The sequence below is a fragment of the Tardiphaga sp. genome, from assembly GCF_044336785.1.
Lineage (GTDB): Bacteria > Pseudomonadota > Alphaproteobacteria > Rhizobiales > Xanthobacteraceae > Tardiphaga.
Window position 1 is genome coordinate 1 of sequence record NZ_JBIIOT010000027.1, and the last position, 20174, is coordinate 20174.

19 protein-coding genes and 1 tRNA gene are annotated in these 20174 nt (G+C 62.4%); 12 read left to right on the forward strand and 8 right to left on the reverse strand.

What is annotated here, in order from left to right; genetic code table 11:
• Positions 1–224: 224 nt before the first annotated feature.
• The 3 genes from ACIQ2A_RS10280 to ACIQ2A_RS10290 all read right to left on the reverse strand — a co-directional run bounded on the left by ACIQ2A_RS10280 (position 225) and on the right by ACIQ2A_RS10290 (position 3213).
• Complete coding sequence (locus ACIQ2A_RS10280; protein WP_398478572.1) at positions 225–1505, reverse strand: O-acetylhomoserine aminocarboxypropyltransferase; 1281 nt, start codon at positions 1503–1505, stop codon at positions 225–227.
• Positions 1506–1654: 149 nt separating this feature from the next.
• Positions 1655–2251 (reverse strand): CoA-binding protein, encoded by a 597-nt coding sequence (locus tag ACIQ2A_RS10285; protein WP_398478574.1) that lies wholly within the window; start codon positions 2249–2251, stop codon positions 1655–1657.
• A gap of 140 nt (positions 2252–2391) precedes the next feature.
• Positions 2392–3213, reverse strand: a complete 822-nt coding sequence (locus ACIQ2A_RS10290; protein WP_398478576.1) for an enoyl-CoA hydratase — start codon at positions 3211–3213, stop codon at positions 2392–2394.
• Positions 3214–3299: 86 nt separating this feature from the next.
• Here ACIQ2A_RS10290 and ACIQ2A_RS10295 point away from each other — a divergent pair, with 86 nt between their 5' ends.
• From ACIQ2A_RS10295 to ACIQ2A_RS10320, 6 genes are all read left to right on the forward strand, one after another.
• A complete protein-coding gene (locus tag ACIQ2A_RS10295) occupies positions 3300–3731 on the forward strand; it encodes a PaaI family thioesterase (RefSeq protein ID WP_398478578.1) in 432 nt (143 codons plus the stop codon).
• Positions 3732–3903: 172 nt separating this feature from the next.
• Entirely contained in the window at positions 3904–4368 is a 465-nt protein-coding gene (gene rplM / locus ACIQ2A_RS10300) for a 50S ribosomal protein L13 (RefSeq protein WP_398478580.1), read from the forward strand.
• A 2-nt stretch (positions 4369–4370) separates the two neighbouring features.
• On the forward strand, positions 4371–4847 hold the full coding sequence (gene rpsI, locus ACIQ2A_RS10305) for a 30S ribosomal protein S9 (protein WP_398478582.1): 477 nt from the start codon (positions 4371–4373) through the stop codon (positions 4845–4847).
• A 225-nt stretch (positions 4848–5072) separates the two neighbouring features.
• Entirely contained in the window at positions 5073–6323 is a 1251-nt protein-coding gene (locus ACIQ2A_RS10310; protein WP_398478584.1) for a GGDEF domain-containing protein, read from the forward strand.
• 34 nt (positions 6324–6357) lie between these two features.
• Positions 6358–6603, forward strand: a complete 246-nt coding sequence (locus ACIQ2A_RS10315; protein ID WP_398478586.1) for a hypothetical protein — start codon at positions 6358–6360, stop codon at positions 6601–6603.
• 136 nt (positions 6604–6739) lie between these two features.
• Positions 6740–7036, forward strand: coding sequence for an antibiotic biosynthesis monooxygenase family protein (locus ACIQ2A_RS10320; RefSeq protein WP_398478588.1), 297 nt, complete (start codon positions 6740–6742; stop codon positions 7034–7036).
• A gap of 77 nt (positions 7037–7113) precedes the next feature.
• Here the strand turns inward: ACIQ2A_RS10320 and ACIQ2A_RS10325 are convergent, their stop codons facing one another.
• Positions 7114–8283, reverse strand: a complete 1170-nt coding sequence (locus ACIQ2A_RS10325; RefSeq protein ID WP_398478590.1) for an AI-2E family transporter — start codon at positions 8281–8283, stop codon at positions 7114–7116.
• 276 nt (positions 8284–8559) lie between these two features.
• Between ACIQ2A_RS10325 and ACIQ2A_RS10330 the strand changes: the two genes are divergently transcribed.
• From ACIQ2A_RS10330 to ACIQ2A_RS10340, 3 genes are all read left to right on the forward strand, one after another.
• The gene (locus ACIQ2A_RS10330; RefSeq protein ID WP_398478592.1) at positions 8560–10218 is read left to right on the forward strand and encodes a thiamine pyrophosphate-binding protein; all 1659 of its coding nucleotides are present in this window, start codon (positions 8560–8562) and stop codon (positions 10216–10218) included.
• Between the two features lie 72 nt (positions 10219–10290).
• Positions 10291–10977, forward strand: a complete 687-nt coding sequence (locus ACIQ2A_RS10335; RefSeq protein ID WP_398478594.1) for a hypothetical protein — start codon at positions 10291–10293, stop codon at positions 10975–10977.
• 115 nt (positions 10978–11092) lie between these two features.
• Complete coding sequence (locus tag ACIQ2A_RS10340) at positions 11093–11929, forward strand: alpha/beta hydrolase (protein ID WP_398478596.1); 837 nt, start codon at positions 11093–11095, stop codon at positions 11927–11929.
• Positions 11930–11989: 60 nt separating this feature from the next.
• On the opposite strand, the gene ACIQ2A_RS10345 is transcribed toward ACIQ2A_RS10340, so the two are convergent.
• From ACIQ2A_RS10345 to ACIQ2A_RS10355, 3 genes are all read right to left on the reverse strand, one after another.
• Positions 11990–12646, reverse strand: a complete 657-nt coding sequence (locus ACIQ2A_RS10345; RefSeq protein ID WP_398478598.1) for a transglycosylase domain-containing protein — start codon at positions 12644–12646, stop codon at positions 11990–11992.
• 160 nt (positions 12647–12806) lie between these two features.
• A complete protein-coding gene (glnA, locus tag ACIQ2A_RS10350; RefSeq protein WP_398478600.1) occupies positions 12807–14216 on the reverse strand; it encodes a type I glutamate--ammonia ligase in 1410 nt (469 codons plus the stop codon).
• Between the two features lie 216 nt (positions 14217–14432).
• Positions 14433–14771 carry a P-II family nitrogen regulator gene (locus ACIQ2A_RS10355; protein ID WP_143573288.1) on the reverse strand — a complete coding sequence of 113 codons (339 nt, stop codon included), beginning with the start codon at positions 14769–14771 and terminating at the stop codon, positions 14433–14435.
• Positions 14772–15206: 435 nt separating this feature from the next.
• On the opposite strand from ACIQ2A_RS10355, the gene ACIQ2A_RS10360 reads away from it, so the two are divergent.
• On the forward strand, positions 15207–16703 hold the full coding sequence (locus ACIQ2A_RS10360) for an NAD(P)H-hydrate dehydratase (protein WP_398478602.1): 1497 nt from the start codon (positions 15207–15209) through the stop codon (positions 16701–16703).
• A gap of 104 nt (positions 16704–16807) precedes the next feature.
• Here ACIQ2A_RS10360 and ACIQ2A_RS10365 read toward each other — a convergent pair whose 3' ends face one another.
• Positions 16808–18124: a multicopper oxidase family protein gene (locus ACIQ2A_RS10365; RefSeq protein ID WP_398478604.1), complete on the reverse strand. Its 1317-nt coding sequence runs from the start codon at positions 18122–18124 to the stop codon at positions 16808–16810.
• A gap of 150 nt (positions 18125–18274) precedes the next feature.
• Between ACIQ2A_RS10365 and ACIQ2A_RS10370 the strand changes: the two genes are divergently transcribed.
• A tRNA-Leu gene (locus tag ACIQ2A_RS10370) sits at positions 18275–18359 on the forward strand.
• Between the two features lie 172 nt (positions 18360–18531).
• On the forward strand, positions 18532–19857 hold the full coding sequence (tig, locus tag ACIQ2A_RS10375; protein WP_398478607.1) for a trigger factor: 1326 nt from the start codon (positions 18532–18534) through the stop codon (positions 19855–19857).
• The last annotated feature ends 317 nt before the right edge of the window (positions 19858–20174 follow it).

Sequence of the window (20174 nt, forward strand, 5' to 3'; positions counted from 1 at the left end):
GTGGCGATCGTGGTGCTGACGCTGGCGATTTTGCAGGTAGAGCGGATGAAGGAGCGGGACGTGCCGCAGGCTTCTCACCCGCTCGGTCTGGCGATCGGCCTGCCGAGCGCTCCTCCCTCATCCTGAGGAGCCGCGCGAAGCGCGGCGTCTCGAAGGATGTGCCCCACACTCATGGTTCGAGACGCCCACCCAAGCGGGCGGGCTCCTCACCATGAGGGCCGGAGTTAGGCGCTCAGTGCCTGCTCCAGATCCGCGATCAGATCTTCCTTGTCCTCGATGCCCACCGACAGCCGCACCACGTCCGGCCCCGCACCCGAACGCGTCTTGGCGTCGTCGTCGAGCTGGCTGTGAGTGGTGGAAGCCGGGTGGATCACCAGAGAGCGGGTGTCGCCGACATTGGCCAGATGCGAGAACAGCTTCAGGTTCGACACCAGGCTGACGCCGGCGTCGTAGCCGCCCTTCAGGCTGAAGGTGAACACGGCGCCGGCACCCTTCGGGGCGTATTTGCGGGCGAGGGCGTGATACCTGTCGTTCGGCAGGCCCGCATAATTCACCGCAGCCACTGCCGGATGGGCCGACAGCCATTCCGCTACCGCCTTGGCATTGTCGCTGTGGCGCTGCATGCGCAGCGGTAGCGTTTCGATGCCGGTCTGGATCAGGAACGCATTGAACGGCGACAGCGCCGGGCCGAGATCGCGCAGGCCGAGCACGCGGCAGGCGATGGCAAAGGAGAAGTTGCCAAATGTCTCCTGCAGCTTGATGCCGTGATATTCCGGGCGCGGCTCCGACAGCACCGGATATTTGCCGTCCTTCGACCAGTCGAAGGTGCCGGCATCGACGATGATGCCGCCGAGCGAATTGCCGTGGCCACCAAGAAATTTCGTCAGCGAATGCACGACGATGTCGGCGCCGTGATCGATCGGCTTGATCAGATAGGGCGAGGCCAGCGTGTTGTCGACGATCAACGGGACGCCAGCCTTGCGAGCGACGGCGGCGACACCTTCGATATCGGTAATCGAGCCTGCTGGATTGGCGATCGACTCGATGAAGATGGCCTTGGTCTTTGGCGTCACCGCGCGCTCGAACGAAGCGATGTCATCGGGATCGGCCCAGACCACGTTCCAGCCAAAGCTCTTGAAGGCATGGCTGAACTGGTTGATCGATCCGCCATAGAGTTTTCGCGAGGCGATGAATTCGTCGCCGGGCTGCAGCAATTGCTGAAACACCACGAGCTGGGCGGCATGGCCGGATGCCACGGCAAGCGCTGCCGTACCGCCTTCCAGCGCCGCAACGCGCTCTTCGAGCACGGCGGTCGTCGGATTGGTGATGCGCGTATAGATGTTGCCGAAGGATTGCAGGCCGAACAGCGAGGCCGCGTGATCGGCGTCATTGAAGACGAAGGACGTGGTCTGATAGATCGGCGTGGCGCGGGCGCCCGTGGTTGGATCAGGCTGCGCGCCGGCATGGACGGCAAGGGTGCCGAAACCCGGAATACGATCGCTCATTATCACTCCCCATCAAAGGTCGATTTGGTTGGTGCCAAACTGATCGGGCACGATGGCCGCGTCAAGGCACGGGAACATGTTGCGCGGTGTTCGCAACAGCCGCACTGCGGCAGGTCATTGCAGCAAAAACAAACTGCTGCATCCTGCGATCAGACGATGTCGTTTTTGTCCTTGTTGCCAAGCTGCGCGATACGATCGGCTGCCGTGGTGCTGCCGCCGCCCAGGCTCTGACGATTCAATGACAGCCGCATGCCTTGCGTGGGGATTGGAGCGCGTTTGGCGCTGATGGTGCGCGAATTGACGCCCATCCACTGAATTTCCGACGACAGCCGTGCATATTCAATCTTCGGGCAGCGGTTCATGACGACCTTGATGCCGGCCGCCTCGGCCTTGGCCGCGGCTTCGTCATTGCGCACGCCGAGCTGCATCCAGATCACCTTGGGCAGGGTCTTGAGCGCAAGCGCCGCATCGACGATGGGCATCGCATGTTCGGCGCTGCGAAAGACGTCGATCATGTCGATGGGGCGGTCGATCTCTTCCAGCGATTTCACGAAGGGTTTTCCGAGCAGGCTTTTGCCCACCTGGCCCGGATTGATCGGGATCATGTCATAGCCGCGCTCCGCCAGATATTTGAACACGAAGTAGCTCGGCCGCACATTCTGCGGCGATGCGCCGATCATGGCGACGGTTTTGACAGTGTTAAGAATGTCGCGGATGTAGGCGTCGCTGTAGCTGTCGTGGTTCATTGCAATCCCATTCACAAAACTCAGTCCCTCATGGTGAGGAGGCGCGCAGCGCCGTCTCGAACCATGAGATGGCTCGGTTCGGAGTCCGCGGTCATTCTTCGAGACGCGCGTTGCGCGCTCCCCAGGATGAGGGCGGAGTGTTATCGGTCTTCCCAGGTCGGCACGCGCTTCTCGATGAACGCTCCGATGCCTTCCTCCGCGTCGCGCGCCATCATGTTCTCGGTCATTACTTCGGCGGCAAAGCGATAGGCCTCGGCGAGGCCCATCTCCGCCTGACGATAGAAGGCTTCCTTGCCGATCCTGATCGTATGTGCCGATTTGCGCGCGACCTGCTGGGCGAGGGCGATCGCGGCCTCGCGTTCGGTGCCTGCGGGCACCACGCGATTCACGAGCCCGATTTCCCGCGCGCGCTCGGCCGAGATTGGCTCGCCTGTCAGCAGCATCTCCATCGCCTGCTTGCGGGGCACGTTGCGCGATAGCGCCACCATGGGCGTCGAACAGAACAGGCCGATATCGACGCCAGGCGTCGCAAAGCGCGCATGCTCGGAGGCAATGGCGAGGTCGCAGCTGGCGACCAGCTGACAGCCCGCGGCGGTGGCGATGCCCTGCACGGCGGCGACCACAGGCTTTGGCAAACGCACAACGGCCTGCATCATCGCGCTGCAGGCCGTCATCAACTGGCCGAAATAAGCACGGCCGCGATCAGCATCCGCGCGCCGGGCGGTCAATTCCTTGAGGTCATGCCCTGCAGAAAAGGCGGGACCGTTGGCTGCGATCACCACGGCACGAGCGCTCTTGTCGTCCGCGATGTCGTTCAGGGCCGCATGCAAGTCGGCGATCAAACCGTCCGACAGGCTATTGCGCGCGGCGGAACGGTTCAGCGTGAGCACGGCGACATCGCCGATCGTCTCACGCAACAAGTTGGATGGTTGCGCCGTTTCGGCGCGGGCAGGTTGAGCCATGTCTTGTCTTCCATCGTCTGGGCAGATCCGTCACCATATTGTAACAGGACGGTGTCGGCGAAAAGACGCAGAGACGGGACGGGGACATGACTGACGCGAAAATGACGGTGCCGGAGCTCGAGGAATTCCTGAAGCGCGAATTCCCGCAGGCCTTTGGCGCCGGTGACATTGCCATCGAGCATGCCGACGGTACCACCTGCCTGCTGCGCCAGACCTATGGCGAGCGCATGCTGCGGCCGGGCGGCACGGTTTCGGGTCCGACCCTGATGGCTCTGGCCGATTTCGCCATGTATGTCGTGCTGCTGTCCGCCATTGGCCCTGTCGGCCTCGCTGTCACCACCAGCCTCAACATCAATTTCCTGCGCAAGGGCCAACCGGGGCAGGACGTCCTGGCGGCGGCCAAATTGCTCAAGCTTGGCAAGCGCCTGGCCGTAGGGGAGGTGAACCTGCTGTCTGGCACCTCGGCGGATCCGATCGCCCATGTCACATCCACCTATTCCATTCCGACTAAAGCGTGATTTCTAGGGTATTATTGCACCTTAATTATAAGGCGCTGATTTTGTTGAGAGATTACGTGTCTTTTGGCATTGACGGAATCCGGGCGGTTCTCTAGAACCACCCTCACTTCGGCGCCCCCGTTTGGGCGCCGATCTCTGTTTCACCCCGATCTCACGGATACGGATCTCAACAATGAAAACCTTTTCGGCAAAGCCGGCTGAGGTCACGAAGAAGTGGATCGTCATCGACGCCACCGGTCTCGTGGTCGGCCGTCTCGCCACGCTGGTCGCTATGCGCCTGCGCGGCAAGCATCTCCCGATCTACACCCCCCACGTCGATTGCGGTGACAATGTCATCATTATCAACGCGGAGAAGGTGGTTTTCACCGGTCGCAAGCGCGACGACAAGATGTACTATCACCACACCGGCTTCATCGGCGGCATCAAAGAGCGTTCGGCCAAGTCGATCCTCGAAGGTCGCTTCCCGGAGCGCGTTGTCGAGAAGGCCGTCGAGCGTATGATCCCCCGTGGTCCGCTCGGTCGCGTCCAGATGGGCAACCTGCGCGTTTACGCCGGTAGCGAGCATCCGCATGAAGCACAGCAGCCTGAGGCGCTCGACGTCGGCGCGCTGAACCGCAAGAACAAGAGGGCTGCATAATTATGTCGGATACTATCCAGTCTCTCGACCAGCTCGGCTCGCTGAAGGTCTCTGCACCGGACGCGCCGCGCTACGAAAAGAAAGTCGACAAGCAGGGCCGCGCCTATGCCACCGGCAAGCGCAAGGACGCGGTTGCCCGCGTTTGGGTCAAGCCGGGTTCCGGCAAGGTTGTCGTCAACACCCGCGACGTCGAAGTGTACTTCGCCCGTCCGGTGCTGCGCATGCTGATCCAGCAGCCGCTGGTCGCTGCAGCCCGCGCCGGTCAGTATGATGTGATCTGCACCGTCGCCGGTGGTGGTCTGTCGGGCCAGGCTGGCGCCGTGCGCCACGGCCTGTCCAAGGCGCTGACCAACTTCGAGCCGGAGCTGCGCACGGTCCTCAAGAAGGGCGGCTTCCTGACCCGCGACTCGCGTGTCGTTGAACGTAAGAAGTACGGCAAGGCGAAAGCCCGTCGTTCGTTCCAGTTCTCGAAGCGTTAATCGCCTCGTTCAAATCGATATCGAAAAGGGCGCCTTTGGGCGCCCTTTTTTGCGTTTGGGTATCCGGTGGCTGCATCCGTCAAGATTGATGCAGTTTTTCCCGAAAACTTTGCTTTGCGATAAAACGAATTTCCAATGGGTACATAGCTACGTTCGCGCAATCGCGATTCTCCCATCCGGCCGATGCAGGCCGGTCATATTGCAAATGATTGCCGGTGCGCGGACATGCTGCTCGACACATCCACACTCTATCTGGTGGCGATTCTGGTCGCCGCGATGCTTGGTGGAATGCTTCTCTATTTTGGACGGCACGAGAACATACCGGCGCTGAACTGGTGGGGCTCGGCCTATCTGCTCGGCGCAATCTCGATCGGATTGTCGGCGCTGGCAGCGCCGTGGCTCGGCGAGATGCTGGCGCTCGGCTTCAACGCATTCGGCTTCGTCGCCTGTGGCATGGTGTGGACCGCGGCGCGCGTTTTCCATGGCCGCTCGCCGATCTGGGGCGGCATCTTGCTCGGCGCGATGGCATGGATCGCGGCGATCTTTACTGTGCCGGCGGAGATGACGCCGCTGCGCACCACGGTGGGCGCCGGCATTGTTGCGCTTTATGCGGTGCTCACCGCTTATGAGCTCGGCCTGGAGCGCCGCAAATCGGTGCAGCGCCGCTGGCCGACTGTGTTGGTGCCGTTGCTGCATGGCTTTGCCTTGATGCTGCCGATCCTGCTTGGCGATCTCCTGCACGGGGATGACGCGACCTTCGGCAACAGCATCTGGGTGACGGCCTTTGCGGTCGAACTCGTGCTTTATGCCGTGGGCACCGTCTTCCTGATCTTCGTGCTGGTGTCCGAGCGCGCCGTTGCCGCCCACAAGGTGGCGGCGTCCTGCGATCCGCTCACGGGTCTGCTCAATCGCCGCGGCTTCGCGGAAGCCACCGGACGCATGATCGAGCGCGAGGCAAAAGCCCGGCGGCCGATTACGGTGATGATCTTCGATATCGATCACTTCAAGTCCATCAATGATCGTTTCGGCCATCCCGCCGGCGACGAGGTGCTGAAGCTGTTTGCCTCGGTGATCACGCATTCGCTGCGCATCACCGACCTGACCGGGCGTATCGGTGGCGAGGAATTTGCAGCCATGCTTCCTTGCAACCTGGATGAGGCGATGCAGGCGGCTGAACGTGTGCGCGAGAACTTTGCCGATTGCGGCATCGAGGTGGACGAGGCGCCGGTGGCGACCACCGTCAGCATCGGCGTTGCCGGTGGACCCGCCGGCACCGAACTCGACGTGTTGCTCGCCGCCGCCGATACCGCGCTGTACCAGGCCAAGCGAGGCGGACGTAACCGGGTGCAATCGGCAGAGGAGGAGCCGCTGTCACTGGCGCAGGGGCGCAAGGACGCCGTTGCAGGCCTGGTGCCGAAACCAGCGGTTCGCGTTGCGCGCGCGGGCGTGACGATGAAAATGGAAGTCGCCCAGTAAGGGACGGTTTACCAATCGATTCCATGGTCATCCCATGATGACCTCGCGCGATCACAATTCGAATCCGGCTCTGCTCTCCCTCGATGCCGCCGCCAGCGCGGCGCGCTCGGGCTTCGCCTGCATGTTTTCGTCGTCGGATGAGTACGAGACCGCGTTGATCGCGCAACGCCGTGCGCAGGGGCGCTACGGTCTTCAGAAGGGGCGAGGGCCACTGATCGCCTTCATCGCCGCTTGCACGGCGATTGTCGCCACCGTCGCGGTCTATTTCGCGAAATCGTGACCTTGTAGGGCGGATGAGGCGAAGCCGTCATCCGCCGCGGAGCTTCCATTTTGAACTCGGCCGGCGGATTGCGCTTCGCTAATCCGCCCTACGACGCTACGTTGTTTCTTCCGCAAACAAAAAGGGTCGGGAAACGATGATCACGGAAATCGCACAAATCGACGTTAAGCCGGGCACCGAAAAGGAATTTGAGGCGGCCGTCGCCAAAGCCAGGCCGCTGTTCCTGCGTGCCAAGGGCGGGCTCGGTTTCGAGCTGCACAAATCGGTCGAACTGCCGTCGCGCTATCGTCTGGTGGCGAAATGGGAAACGCTGGAAAATCATACGGTGGATTTTCGCGGCTCTCCGGATTTTGCCGAATGGCGCGCGCTGGTTGGCCCGTATTTCGAGACACCGCCTTATGTCGAGCACACCGAAACGGTGTTGACGACGTAATTGGGACTTTGCCGTAGGGCGGATGAGGCGAAGCCGTCATCCGCCGCGGTCGTCGCCCAATGCGCTCGGCCGGCGGATTACGCTTCGCTCATCGTCCCTACGGCTTCGTCCTCGCGCAGATAATCGATCACCACCTTGGCGATGGCCATCACGGGCAAAGCCAGCGCAAGGCCCCAGACGCCAAAAACCACGCCGAGCGTGATCTGGAACGCGAACAGCGTGGCCGGCGGAATATCCAGCGCCTGGCGCTGCAGGATCGGCGTCAGGATGTAGCTTTCCAGCGCATGCACGCCCATGAACAACACGAAGGCGGACACACCGGCAAACCAGCCTGAAGCCAAGCTCGCCAGCACCACGATCAGGCCGCCGAGCAGGGCGCCGACCGTGGGAATGAAGGCCAGCAGACCGGCTTGTACGCCAAGGATGAACGCGCTGGGAATGCCGATCAGCTTCAGCCCGAGCCAGGTCACGGCGCCCACCGCCACCATGGTGATCATCTGCGCGACCAGCCAGCGTTGCAGCGTGTCGCTGATGCGATCGACCACGACCGTCACCGGTGCACGATGCCTCTTCGGCGTCAGTTGCAGCAGGCCTGTGCGATAGACGCTCGGCTGTGCCGCAAAGGCGAGACCGAGGAACAGCACGATGAAGAAGTTGCCGACGGCGCCCACGGTGCCGAGCAGGATCTTCAGTGTCTGCGTGACGATGGCGCCGCCCGATGAGGCGATGGTGCCGGCGCTCGGCAGGTTGCTGGTCTTCGGGATCGGCGCCGTGCTGGGGGCGACGTGGCCGGGGATTTCGGCCGCCGTGGTTTCCTTTTCACCGTCCTTGGGCGCATCGGACAGGATGCTGTTGAAGTCGAAATAGCTGGTATCGACGCCGTGCTGTTCCAGATAGGTCTTCACGCTGACGACCTGGGACTTCAGCGTGCTGGAGAGCGTCTTGGCTTGGCTGGCGATGGTGGCGCCGCCGAGATAGAGCATGCCGCCCAGCAGCGCCGCCATCACCAGGCAGACCAGCGCCAGCCGCAGCGGCTGCGGGCCCCCGATGACGCGGCCCAGGAGCTGGGTCATCGCATTCAGCGCGACACCGAGCAGGATGCCGGCAAACACCAGGAACAGTGTCGCGGAGAAATACCAGGCGAACACCACGAAGATCGTGAAAGAAACGGTCGCGATGCCGCCCACCGAAATCGCCCAGGCGAGATCGCTGCGCGATGGGACATTGGACTCTGCGGGCAGGGGCATCGGACATTCACCTTGTGGACCATCACTGTTTCGCCAATTGCGGGCAGGGGTCAAGCGGTGAAGCGGTGCCGCAGGGCGGATGAGGCGAAGCCGTCATCCGCCGCGGAGTTTCCATAATGAACTCGGCCGGCGGATGACGCTTCGCCTCATCCGCCCTGCGGCGGAGCGTTATCGTCTGCAACGCAGCCATGATCCTGCCCCGGCTGTTGTCACACAAGAATTCCGCCAAGATGGACCGAACCCGCAGGCAACGACCGCGGGAATGGGAGGACTTCCGTGAATCGCATTACCGGCCGTTCGGCTTTTCTCGCGCTGCTCAAGGACGAGGGCATCACGCATCTGTTCGGCAATCCCGGCACCACGGAACTGCCGATCATGCATGCGCTCAAGGACCATCCGGACCTGACCTACGTGATGGCGATGCAGGAAAGCCTCGTGGTCGCCATCGCCGATGGCTATAGCCGCGCCTCCGGCCGCCTTGTTGCCTGCAATGTCCATGTGGCGCCCGGCCTCGGCAATGCCATGGGCTCGCTCTACAACGCGCAATTCACGGGCACGCCGATGATCCTGACCGCCGGCCAGCAGGAGCAGGGGCACGGCCTGATGGAGCCGCTGCTGTATGGCCCGCTGGTCCGTATGGCCGAGCCACTGGTCAAATGGGCGGTGGAGGTGACACGGCTCGAAGATCTGCCGCGCATCGTGCGCCGCGCCGCCAAGATCGCTACCACGCCGCCGACCGGGCCGGTCTTCATCTCGCTGCCCGGCGATATCCTGAACAGCGAGGTCGGCCTCGAACTCGGCCGCTCGACCCGCGTCGATACGCGCATCCGCCCGTCGGATGAGGCGCTGCAGTCGATCGTGCAACGGCTGCTCAAGGCCGAGCGGCCGGTGATCGTGGTCGGCGACGAGATCGTGAAAAGCGACGCGCTGCAGGAAGCCGCCGATTTTGCCACTGCGCTCGGCGCGCCGGTCTATCAGCAATCCGCGCCCTATGGCTCGCATTTCCTCTCGGAACATCCCTGCTACATGGGATCGCTGTCGCGGACCCAGACGCAGGTGCGCGATCTGCTCGCGCCGTATGATCTCCTCGTCGTGCTTGGCGCGGATCCCTTGCGAATGTCGGTGCATAGCGAGACGTTGCCGCTGCCGGATGGGATGCCGATCGTGCAGATCGGTCTCGTCGAATGGGATCTCGCCAAGAATTTTGGCGCCGAGATCGCGCTGAAGGCAGACGTCAGGGAAACGCTCCGCGTGCTCACGCCGGCGCTCGCGGCCGAGGGCGGAGCGGGATTGAAAAAGCGCGCTGGCGAAGGCATTGCCACATTGTCGGCCAGCAATTGGACTGCGCGCCGCGCGAAGCTTGTGACGGAGATCAGCAAATCTTCCACGCGTACGCCCATCAATCCCGACTGGCTGGCGCTGCAGGTTGTTGAGGCGATGCCGGCGAACGCCATCATGGTCGATGAAGCGCTGACCTCGTCGCGCTACATGACCGCGCTCAAACCCTATCGTGATCGCTACGATTATCACGCGCTCGCTTCGGGTGGCATCGGCTGGGGGCTGCCGGCGTCGGTCGGCGTCAGCCTCGCCAATCCCGATCGGCCGGTGGTCTGCTATTCCGGCGATGGCAGCGCGATGTATTCGATCCAGTCGCTGTGGACCGCCGCACGCCACAAGTTGCCGCTGACGGTGGTGATCGTGAACAATGGCGGCTATCGCATCATCAAGCAGCGTCTGCTGTCGTTCCATCAGGACGACAATTTCATCGGCATGGACTTTGCCGATCCGCCGGTGGATTTTGCCGCGCTTGCAGCATCGCTGGGCGTGAACTCGGTGCGGGTGACAGATCCGGAGGCGTTGAAACCGGCGCTCGATGCTGCCTTCGCCAATGGTGGCACGAACCTGATCGAAGTGATCACCGATGGTTCACTGTAGCGCTGGCAGGACATCGTGCCGCTTTGACGCGCGCTTTGCGATCGTGCATCGCGGAGGCGAGGGAGCGCGACAATGAACATCCTGAAATGGGCGGGGCCGGTGGTGCTACTGGCGGCCATCGTGATCGGCGACCGGATCCGCACCGAGCGTCCCGCGCATAAATATCGGCTGACCGTCGAGGTCGAGACGCCGGAAGGCGTGAAGTCGGCATCGAGCGTGGTCTCGGTGCATCCCTATCGCGGCTATCAGCCCGGCGGGAAGACGACATCGCGCGGCGACGCCGTGATGGTCGACCTCGGCGGCGGCAAGAACCTCGCTGCCCTGATGCTGCATGACGACAAGGGCAATGCGGATTTCGACGGCGCCAATTTCGTCGCCATGCGCGCCTATCAGGCCGCCGGCCGCAAGATCGCCTTTCGCGATGTCGGCAGCCAGACCGGCGCCGTGCCGGTGTCGGGCGAGCTGATGCCGGTGCTGGCGAGCTTCACCGATCCGCGCGACGCTGCAAGTGTTGTCCGCCTCAAGGCCGATGATCTCTCACCTCTCGGGCAGGGCATCAAATTGCGCGCGGTCAATGTCGAAGCCGTGCCCAACGGTCTGTGGCCGCTCGATTTCGGCGGCTCTCTTGGTGAGCCGGTGACGCGGACGATTGCTGCGAAGCTGCCATGGTCGGAGCGTGATGCCGATGCGGAGCGCGCCGTCAAGGCTGTCGGATTCACCGAAGCGTTCGAACCGGCGCGGGCGTTTACGCGGAAGTAGGCGGTCTATCTGGAGAGCTTCTAGCCATTGGCCATTTGGCCCGTGATATGAGCCGCATGTGTGTCGCGCAAGCGCAGCCCTGATCTTGCCGAATACGTTCATAAGGCTTTCCGCGATGAATAACGATGCGCTCAAGAGCGACATTGAAATCTGGTTGCCGTTCCAGCGTGCCGGCGCGTCGCAGATAGACGTCACATCGCGAAAGGGGCGCATCTATCGCATCTTCGTTTCGGTGCCATCGGTACCGCCGCCGGCCGGTGGTTTCCCGGTCGTTTATCTGCTCGACGGCAATGCGAGCTTTGCCATCGCAATGGATACGGTCGCCTTGCAGATGCGCCGTTCCGGCACGGTCGGGCTTTCACCAGGCATCGTGGTCGGCATCGGCTATCCCCGCGAGACCCCGTTCGACATGGAGCGCAGAACGTTTGATTATCTGGCACCGGGTGGAAATCCTGGCCCTGTCTACAAAGTCGGTGGCGCGGCCCAGTTCGCGGAGTTTATCGAAGCCGAACTGAAGCCGTTGCTGCAGTCCAGCTTTCCGATCGACCGCACGCGGCAAGCGCTGTTCGGTCATTCGTTCGGCGGCTTGTTCGTGCTGTGGTCGCTGTTCACGCAACCGGAAGCATTTCAAGCGCATATCGCTGCGAGCCCATCGATCTGGTGGAACGAGCGTGCCATCCTCTCTGAGGCCGACGCTTACACCCAGCGCAAGGGCACCCCGGCTGCAAAAGCGCGCCTGCTGATCACTGTCGGCGGTCTCGAACGCGACATCCCGTTTGCCGGCGGCAAGCTGGACATGGTGGCAGATGCCGAAGCGCTGACGACACGCCTGCGCACGCAGGCGGAGGGGGCCGTGGATGTCGCCTTTGCCGAGATCGCCGATGAGAACCACATGTCGGTCGTCCCGTCTGCGATCGGCCGCGGTGTTCGTTTCGCCTGGCAGGGATATTGACGCGCGAAGGTGATGGATGAACGGCGTGGGTGTTCGCTGCGCTCAAGCCATCCTGCAATGTTACCGGCACCCTTCCAGCCACACGTCGGTCAGGCCCTGTGGAATGCATGTGCCCGCCACCAGACGCTCAATCCGTTCAACGCGCTCATCCAGACCGGCATGGCTCCGGGAAAGATCATATGATGCCGGTGCGATGAGTACCGCCACCAAACGCATGAACTCGGTCTTGCTCAGTTCTGCAGGCGGGCGCTTGTAGATGGCTTTGCTCGCATTATCGAAACCGATCATCCATCCATCCGGCCCTTTCCCCATTTCCAGCGTATCCAGCCAAAGCGCGAGAATCTGGTTCTTGGACAGACGGCTCTCCAGGCCGAGGGCGTAACCGGTCTGACGGATTTTGGCGAAGCCCGGGTGGAATTGATCGAAGGCCAGTCGTTTGGAGGCCGACTGGGTAATCGTCGTCAGACCTGCACCCGGCGTCGAGAAATCGACGCCATAATGCGTGGTGAAGCTGGGGTCTTCGACCTTGAGCAGGATGGCCAGATGCTCAACGCCGAGAGCTGCGCCACCGCGGCCCTTTGCTATCAATTCGTCTGCGCGCTGGCGCAGTTTGTCGGCATCCGACCGGGCATCGACATAGCCCATGATCCCCGATCCAACGACGATCGCGACCGCAAGGGCGATGAGCAAAAGGGCATATTTGAGTATCCGCATCATCGCGTGTCCGCTGTCCGAGGCGAGGTGAAGCGGGAATGAGGTGATGTGCGATTGCGGTAATATTGTAGTCATTCGGTTTGAGGTGAGGATATTTCGTGCAAACGAAAAAGGCGCCCGGTTTCCCGAGCGCCTCGATCTTGTCGCTGATCGCGAGAGCTGATCAGTACGAGTAGTACATTTCGAACTCGACCGGATGCGGGGTCATTTCGAAGCGCTCGACGTCCTGCATCTTCAGTTCGATATACGCGTCGATGAAATCGTCATCGAACACGCCGCCGGCCTTCAGGAACGCGCGATCCTTGTCGAGGTTCTCAAGGGCTTCACGCAGGCTGCCGCACACGGTCGGGATCGCCTTCAGCTCTTCCTTCGGCAGGTCGTAGAGATCCTTGTCCATCGCCGGACCCGGATCGATCTTGTTCTTGATGCCGTCGAGGCCAGCCATCAGCATCGATGCGAAAGCGAGATAGGGGTTCGCCATCGGATCCGGGAAACGGACCTCCACGCGCTTCGCCTTCGGCGAGGTCGTGAACGGGATGCGGCAGGAGGCCGAGCGGTTGCGGGCCGAATAGGCCAGCAGCACCGGGGCTTCATAGCCCGGGACCAGACGCTTGTAGGAGTTGGTCGACGGGTTGGTGAAGGCGTTGATCGCCTTGGCGTGCTTGATGATGCCGCCGATGTAATGGAGGCAGGTCTCCGACAGGTCGGCATATTTGTTGCCGGCGAAGGTCGGCTTGCCGTCCTTCCAGATCGACTGGTGCACATGCATGCCCGAGCCGTTGTCGCCGAAGATCGGCTTCGGCATGAAGGTGGCGGTCTTGCCATAGATGTGCGCGACTTGATGGATGCAGTACTTGTAGACCTGCATCTGGTCGGCCATGTGGGTCAGCGTGTCGAACTTCATGCCGAGTTCGTGCTGGGCCGAGGCCACTTCGTGGTGATGCTTCTCGACCTTGACGCCCATGCGCGCCATGGCGCCGAGCATTTCCGAACGCATGTCCTGCAGTGAATCCTGCGGCGGGACGGGGAAGTAGCCGCCCTTGTTGCGGACGCGGTGACCGAGATTGCCGCTCTCATATTCGGTGTCCGAATTCGTCGGCAGTTCCGACGAGTCGAGCTTGAAGCCGGTGTTGTAGGGGGTGGCCGAGAAACGGACATCGTCGAACACGAAGAATTCGGCTTCAGGGCCGACATAGACGGTGTCGCCCACGCCCATGGACTTGACCATGGCTTCGGCCTTCTTGGCGATGCCGCGCGGGTCGCGGTTATAGGGCTCGCCGGTGCCTGGATCGAGAATGTCACAGGTGATGACCATGGTGGTCTCGGCGAAGAACGGATCGATCACTGCGGTGGCGGGATCGAGCATCAGCGTCATGTCGGATTCGTTGATCGCCTTCCAGCCGGCGATGGACGAACCGTCGAACATGGTGCCTTCGGCGAAAATCTCTTCATCGATCATCGAAACGTCGAAGGTGACGTGCTGCCACTTGCCGCGCGGATCGGTGAAACGCAGATCGACGTATTTGACGTCGTTGTCCTTGATGGATTGCAGGACTTCTTTGGCGGTCGTCATGGGCTTCCCTACCTTTTTGTGCGGGCCGAATTCCGGACGTAACGATGGCATATGACGAGGGGGTCACAGCCATATGTCTTCAACAACACGAGGCGGCAACAAGAAGGCTGCCGAAGCAGCCTGTTGCTGACGCCTCGTGACGTCGGGGAATCGGATAGCACCGGGCTTGGAGAGCGTCCAGCCCAGTAGGGAAGCTTGCGTCAGAAGCTCGCGTGCTTAGATCGCGTCGAGGCCGGACTCGCCGGTGCGGATGCGCACGGCTTCCTCGATATTGGACACGAAGATCTTACCGTCGCCGATGCGGCCGGTTTGTGCGGCGCGGCGAATGGCGTCGATCGCTTTTTCCACGAGGTCGTCGGAGATCACGATCTCGATCTTCACCTTGGGGAGGAAGTCGACGATGTATTCGGCGCCGCGATAGAGTTCAGCGTGACCTTTCTGACGGCCAAAGCCCTTTGCTTCGGTGACGGTGATGCCTTGCAGGCCCACCTCCTGAAGCGCCTCCTTCACCTCGTCGAGCTTGAAGGGCTTGATGATGGCTTCGATCTTTTTCACTGAACGTCTCCCCGGCACTCAATCTCGGCCGAAAGTTTCTGGACTTGAAGTTGCGTCGCTCCTGCACAGCGACCGAAAGGCGGCGCGCGCAGTTAGTTTGATACTCATATTCGGGCGGAGTTGCGCTCCCGCCGCTTGAGCGTCGGCGATTTCTCGCCAATCAACATCGATGATCCCGGTTTCTCCATCATATGATGCTGGATTGCCCTGACTGGATGCCGGCTTCCCTCAAAGCAGGGTCCGTGCCAAATTCAACGCGAGGCTATTTTTGAAGCATTTTCAGGTTTTTACGGTGGGACCGAAGATGCGTGAGATGAGAATACCGCACCTCATTTGTCTATCAAGTGGGCATATTGATCAAATGAAGGGCAGTTGCGGCCCGGCCACGTGGTGGATTTCGCAGCTGCCTTCAGAACAGGCGATACGGAAAGCGACATGGAGCTCCTGACCACAGACGAAATGGCGCGCGCCGACGAGCTGACGATCGCCGATGGTACGCCAGGCTTTGAGCTGATGCGCGCCGCTGGCCGCGCGGTGGCCGACGCGGCCAATGATCTCGCTGAAGAGGGACCGATCCTGGTGGTGGCCGGCCGTGGCAATAATGGCGGCGACGGATTTGTTGCGGCCGCTGAACTCGCGGCGCAGGGACGGGAGGTTTCGGTGATCCTGCTGTGCGACCGCGCGACCCTGAAGGGCGATGCGGCGCTCGCAGCGAAGGGGTGGAAGGGCGAGGTGCTTCCCTGCGATCCCTCGCTGATCGTATCGCCGGCGCTGATCATCGACGCGTTGTTCGGCGCGGGGCTTGATCGTCCCGTGAAGGGCGATCCAAAAATCATGATCGATGCGATCAATGCGTCCGGCGTGCCGGTGCTGGCGGTCGATCTGCCGAGCGGTATCAATGGCAATTCCGGTGCGGTGATGGGGGCGGCGATCCTCGCCACCGAGACGGTGACCTTCTTCCGCCCGAAGCCCGGCCACCTGCTGCTGCCGGGCCGCAGCTATTGCGGCAAGCTGCGAGTGATCGACATCGGCATCGACGACGGCGTGATCGAGCAGATCGGGCCGAAGGCGGCGGAGAACAATCCCGACCTGTGGCAGGACGCATTCCCGCTGCCGCGCGTCGATGGGCACAAATTCACCAAGGGTCATGCGGTGGTTCTGTCTGGCGATATCGCCGCGACGGGCGCTGCGCGGCTGTCGGCGCGGGCAGCATTGCGGGGCGGAGCAGGGCTGGTGACGGTGGCGTCACCGCGTGATGCGCTGGCGGTGAATGCCGCCGCACTGACAGCGGTGATGGTGCGGCCGGTCGATACGGCAGAGGAATTTGCCGGCCTGATTGGCGGCAAAGTGACTGCCTGTGTCATCGGGCCGGGAGCCGGAATTGGTGCGAAAACGTGTGGCATCATAGAGGCCGGTCTGGCGGCACAACGGAGGCTGGTGCTTGACGCCGACGCGCTCACCAGTTTTGCCGATGCGCCCGATCGATTGTTCGGCCTGATCAAGGCTGATCCCGAAGCTCAAGTCGTTCTGACTCCGCATGAAGGCGAGTTCATGCGTCTCTTCAGTGACTTGGAGGGCAATGCTGAGACACAATCGAAGCTCGATCGCGTCACCGCGGCTGCCGAGCGCTCGGGCGCTGTGGTCTTGCTGAAAGGTCCAGACACGGTCGTGGCTTCTCCGGACGGCCGCGCAGCCATCGCCTCCAACGCGCCGCCCTGGCTGGCGACGGCCGGGTCTGGCGATGTGCTGGCGGGGCTGATCGGTGCGTTTTTGGCGCAGGGCGTCCCGGCGTATGAAGCCGCCTGCATCGGTGTCTGGATGCATGGCGAGGCCGGCTCCGAGGCGGGGCCGGGACTGATTGCGGAGGATCTGACCGAGGTGATGCCGGCCGTGTTCCGTCGGCTCTATGACCGGCTCGGCATTCCGTATTGAAATTGTCGGGTGGGCAAAGGAGCGGAGCGACGCGCCCACCCTCGCTTGTACGGCTGGTGAAGGTGGGCACGCTCCGCTTTGCCCACCCTACAGTTTACGGGGTCTCAGCCGACTTCGTACCAGCGCACCAGCCGCGGGGCGGCCCAGTCGGTGGTGAAAGCTTCGAGCAGCCAACGGCCGGGATTATGGGCCAGGAAGGCGATGCGCTGGGTCTGGCCGGGATCCAGGGCCAGCGTGTCGAGCCAGAAGGGCTTCCAGCCATCATCCAGTTTGTCGAGCAGTCGGAAGTGATGGCCGTGCATCTGCAGGACGGCGGGGGTGCTGGCCTTGTTGGTCAGCGTCAGGACCACCGGCTTGCCGGACTTCACCTTGAAGGCAGGCGCTGTGGATGCGCCGAGGTCGAGCGGCTTGATCCAGCCGGTGTCGGGCGCACCGAGATTGAGGTCCGAGCGCAGGGCGCTCTTGAGGTCGATCTGGATCGGCAGGCCGTTGGACGGCAGCGGCGTGGCGGACTGTAACGGTGCGGCACGGAGCGGCGGGTCTTTCAGCGTCACGAGCTGGCCGATGCGACGGATGTCCTTGCCGTCGTGGAGCAGGATCGGGGTGACCGTTCCGGCGGTCTTGGCGATGTCGAGATAGACGTCGATGCGGGTGCCGGGCGCCAGCACGACATGATTGTTACGCGCCGGGAACGGCTCGGCGGGCTGGCCGTCGATGGCCATCACGCGAACGTCCTGATCCTCGAATTTCAGAGCGATCACAGACCGTTGGCAGCCATTGATGAGACGGAGCCTGAGCCGCTCATTGGGCTTCACGGGGATGTCGTGCAGCGTCTTGCGGTTGGCCAGGAACATGGCTGCGGCGTCTTTTGGATCGACGCCGGGCGCGAGCAATTTGCCGTCCGCCGTAATGCGAAAGTCCTCGACCAGCAGCACTTCATCGCGGTCCACCTCGACCGGATCGGTCTCCTGCACAACCATGCTGCGGACCTGCGATGGCAGGCTCTGGCCATCGCCGAGCAGGCGCATGTCCACATACGACGTGCCGGCGCTGCGCATCACCAGCTTGAACGAATCCTTGGCCCCGGTAGCGACCGGCTTGCGGTCGAGCAGCGGCGCGATGCCGGAGACGGCATTGATGCCACGGCAGTTCAGCACGATGGGACCGGGGAGTTGATTGACGATCTGAACGTCGATCTCGTCGCCGCGGTTGAAGCGGAGCGGGCCCTTCTGGGCGCTGTGCAGGGTTCCGGCTTCGGAATTGGTGCCGGGGCGCACGATCAGCGGACCGGGTTTCGCCTGCAATTCCAAGGCGGTGACAGCCTGTGCGAAAGTGGTACTCGGCAACAGCGGAGCGATCAAAGCACCGCCGGCGCCAGCCAGCAGGGAACGACGGGTGAGGGCGAGAGGGCTGTTCGTCATACGGAAATTCCGACCATTTTCGGGCGCGAATGTCCAGTTGCGACGGCTGCGGCAAGTGGCCTCCCGTCGGCCCATTTTTTTGCTGCGAATTGTCGTCTGCGTGTTATAAGCCCGCCGCTCGCGACATCGCGGCCGGACATGATGTTTTCTGCGGGCATGGCGGAATTGGTAGACGCGCTGGATTTAGGTTCCAGTGACGAAAGTTGTGGGGGTTCGAGTCCCTCTGCCCGCACCAACAAGCGCATACGGCGTTTGACCATGATGATTTCCGGATTCGTGTCCGCGAGGGTTTTGCCTCCGCGAATGTGGATCAGCCTAACCACTGGCGCTGGCCTTGCGGTCGCGCGTCGGACCAATTTGACACTGTGCGGCCACTGGCCGGACGAAGCGGGAAGAAGATTGACGCCATGCAGGTGAATGAGACCGTCTCCGACGGATTGAAGCGCGAATTCCAGATCAGCGTTCCGGCTGCCGACATCGAAGCCAAGGTCGATGCGCGCCTCGAAGACCTGAAGGGCAAGGTCAAGCTGAACGGTTTCCGTCCGGGCAAGGTTCCGGCCGGTCATCTGAAGCGCCTCTATGGCCGCTCGGTCGCCGCCGAAACCGTGGATGAATTGATCCGCGAAACCAACACCCAGATCTTCACCGAGCGCAGCCTCAAGCTCGCCACCGAGCCGAAGATCACCATGCCGACCGAAGAGAAGGAAGTCGAAGACATCCTCGCCGGCAAGGCCGACCTCAAATACACCGTCGCCGTCGAAGTGGTGCCGGCGATCGAACTGGCCGACTTCAAGAGCTTCGAAGTCGAGAAGCCGGTTGCCGATGTCAGCGATGCCGATGTCGAGGAATCGATCAAGCGCGTGGCCGATGCCAACCGTGCGTTCACCGAAAAGGCCGAAGGCGCGAAGGCCGAGTCGGGCGACCGCGTGGTCGTCGGCTTCAAGGGCACCATCGACGGCGTTGCGTTCGAAGGCGGCACCGGCGAGGACATTCCGGTCCAGATCGGCTCCAACACCTTCATCCCGGGCTTCGAAGAGCAGCTGATCGGCATTGGTGCCGGCGAGACCCGCACCCTCAAGGTCACGTTCCCGACCAACTATGCCAGCGACACGCTGGCCGGCAAGGCCGCGGAATTCGAGACCACCGCAAGCAAGATCGAATCGCCGGTCGATACCGCCATCGACGACGAATTCGCCAAGTCGCTCGGCCTGGAGTCGCTCGACAAGCTGAAGGAAGCCGCGCGCGAGCGTCTGGTGGCCGAATTCGCCGGTGCCACCCGCCAGCGCGTGAAGCGTCATCTGCTCGATCGTCTCGACGAGACCCACAAGTTCGATGCGCCTCCGTCGCTGGTCGATGAAGAGTTCAAGCTGATGTGGAATTCGATCCAGCAGGAGATGGCGTCCACCGAGGAAGCCGCCCAGGACGAGTATCGCAAGATCGCCGACCGCCGCGTCCGCCTCGGCCTCGTGCTCTCGGAGATCGGCGAGAAGAACAAGATCTCCGTCACCGACGACGAGATCAGCCGCGCCGTGATCGAGCGCGCCCGCTCGATGCCGGGCCGCGAAAAGGAAGTCTGGGACTTCTATCGCAGCAACCCGCAGGCACTCGCCCAGCTGCGCGCGCCGATCTATGAGGACAAGGTCGTGGATTTCATCCTCGAACTCGCCAAGGTCACCGAGAAGAAGGTGTCCAAGGAAGACCTGTACAAGGACGAAGACGAGAAGGCGGCGTAAAGCCGACTTCTCTGTCCCTCATGGTGAGGAGCGCGCTTGCGCGCGTCTCGAACCATGAGTTGGCCGGGCTCCGAGCCTGCCGCCATCCTTCGAGACGCCGCGCTTTGCGCGGCTCCTCAGGATGAGGGTTGAGCAGGGGGCAACGGTTTAGAATGTTCTAATCAAAACGCCGGCTGGTCCTCCAGCCGGCGTTTTGTCGTCCGGATGGCGAGATTTTCTCTGCCCCTCATGGTGAGGAGGCGCGCAGCGCCGTCTCGAACCATGAGCTGGCCGGGCTCCGAGCTTCGTTGCCATCCTTCGAGACGCTGCGCTTTGCG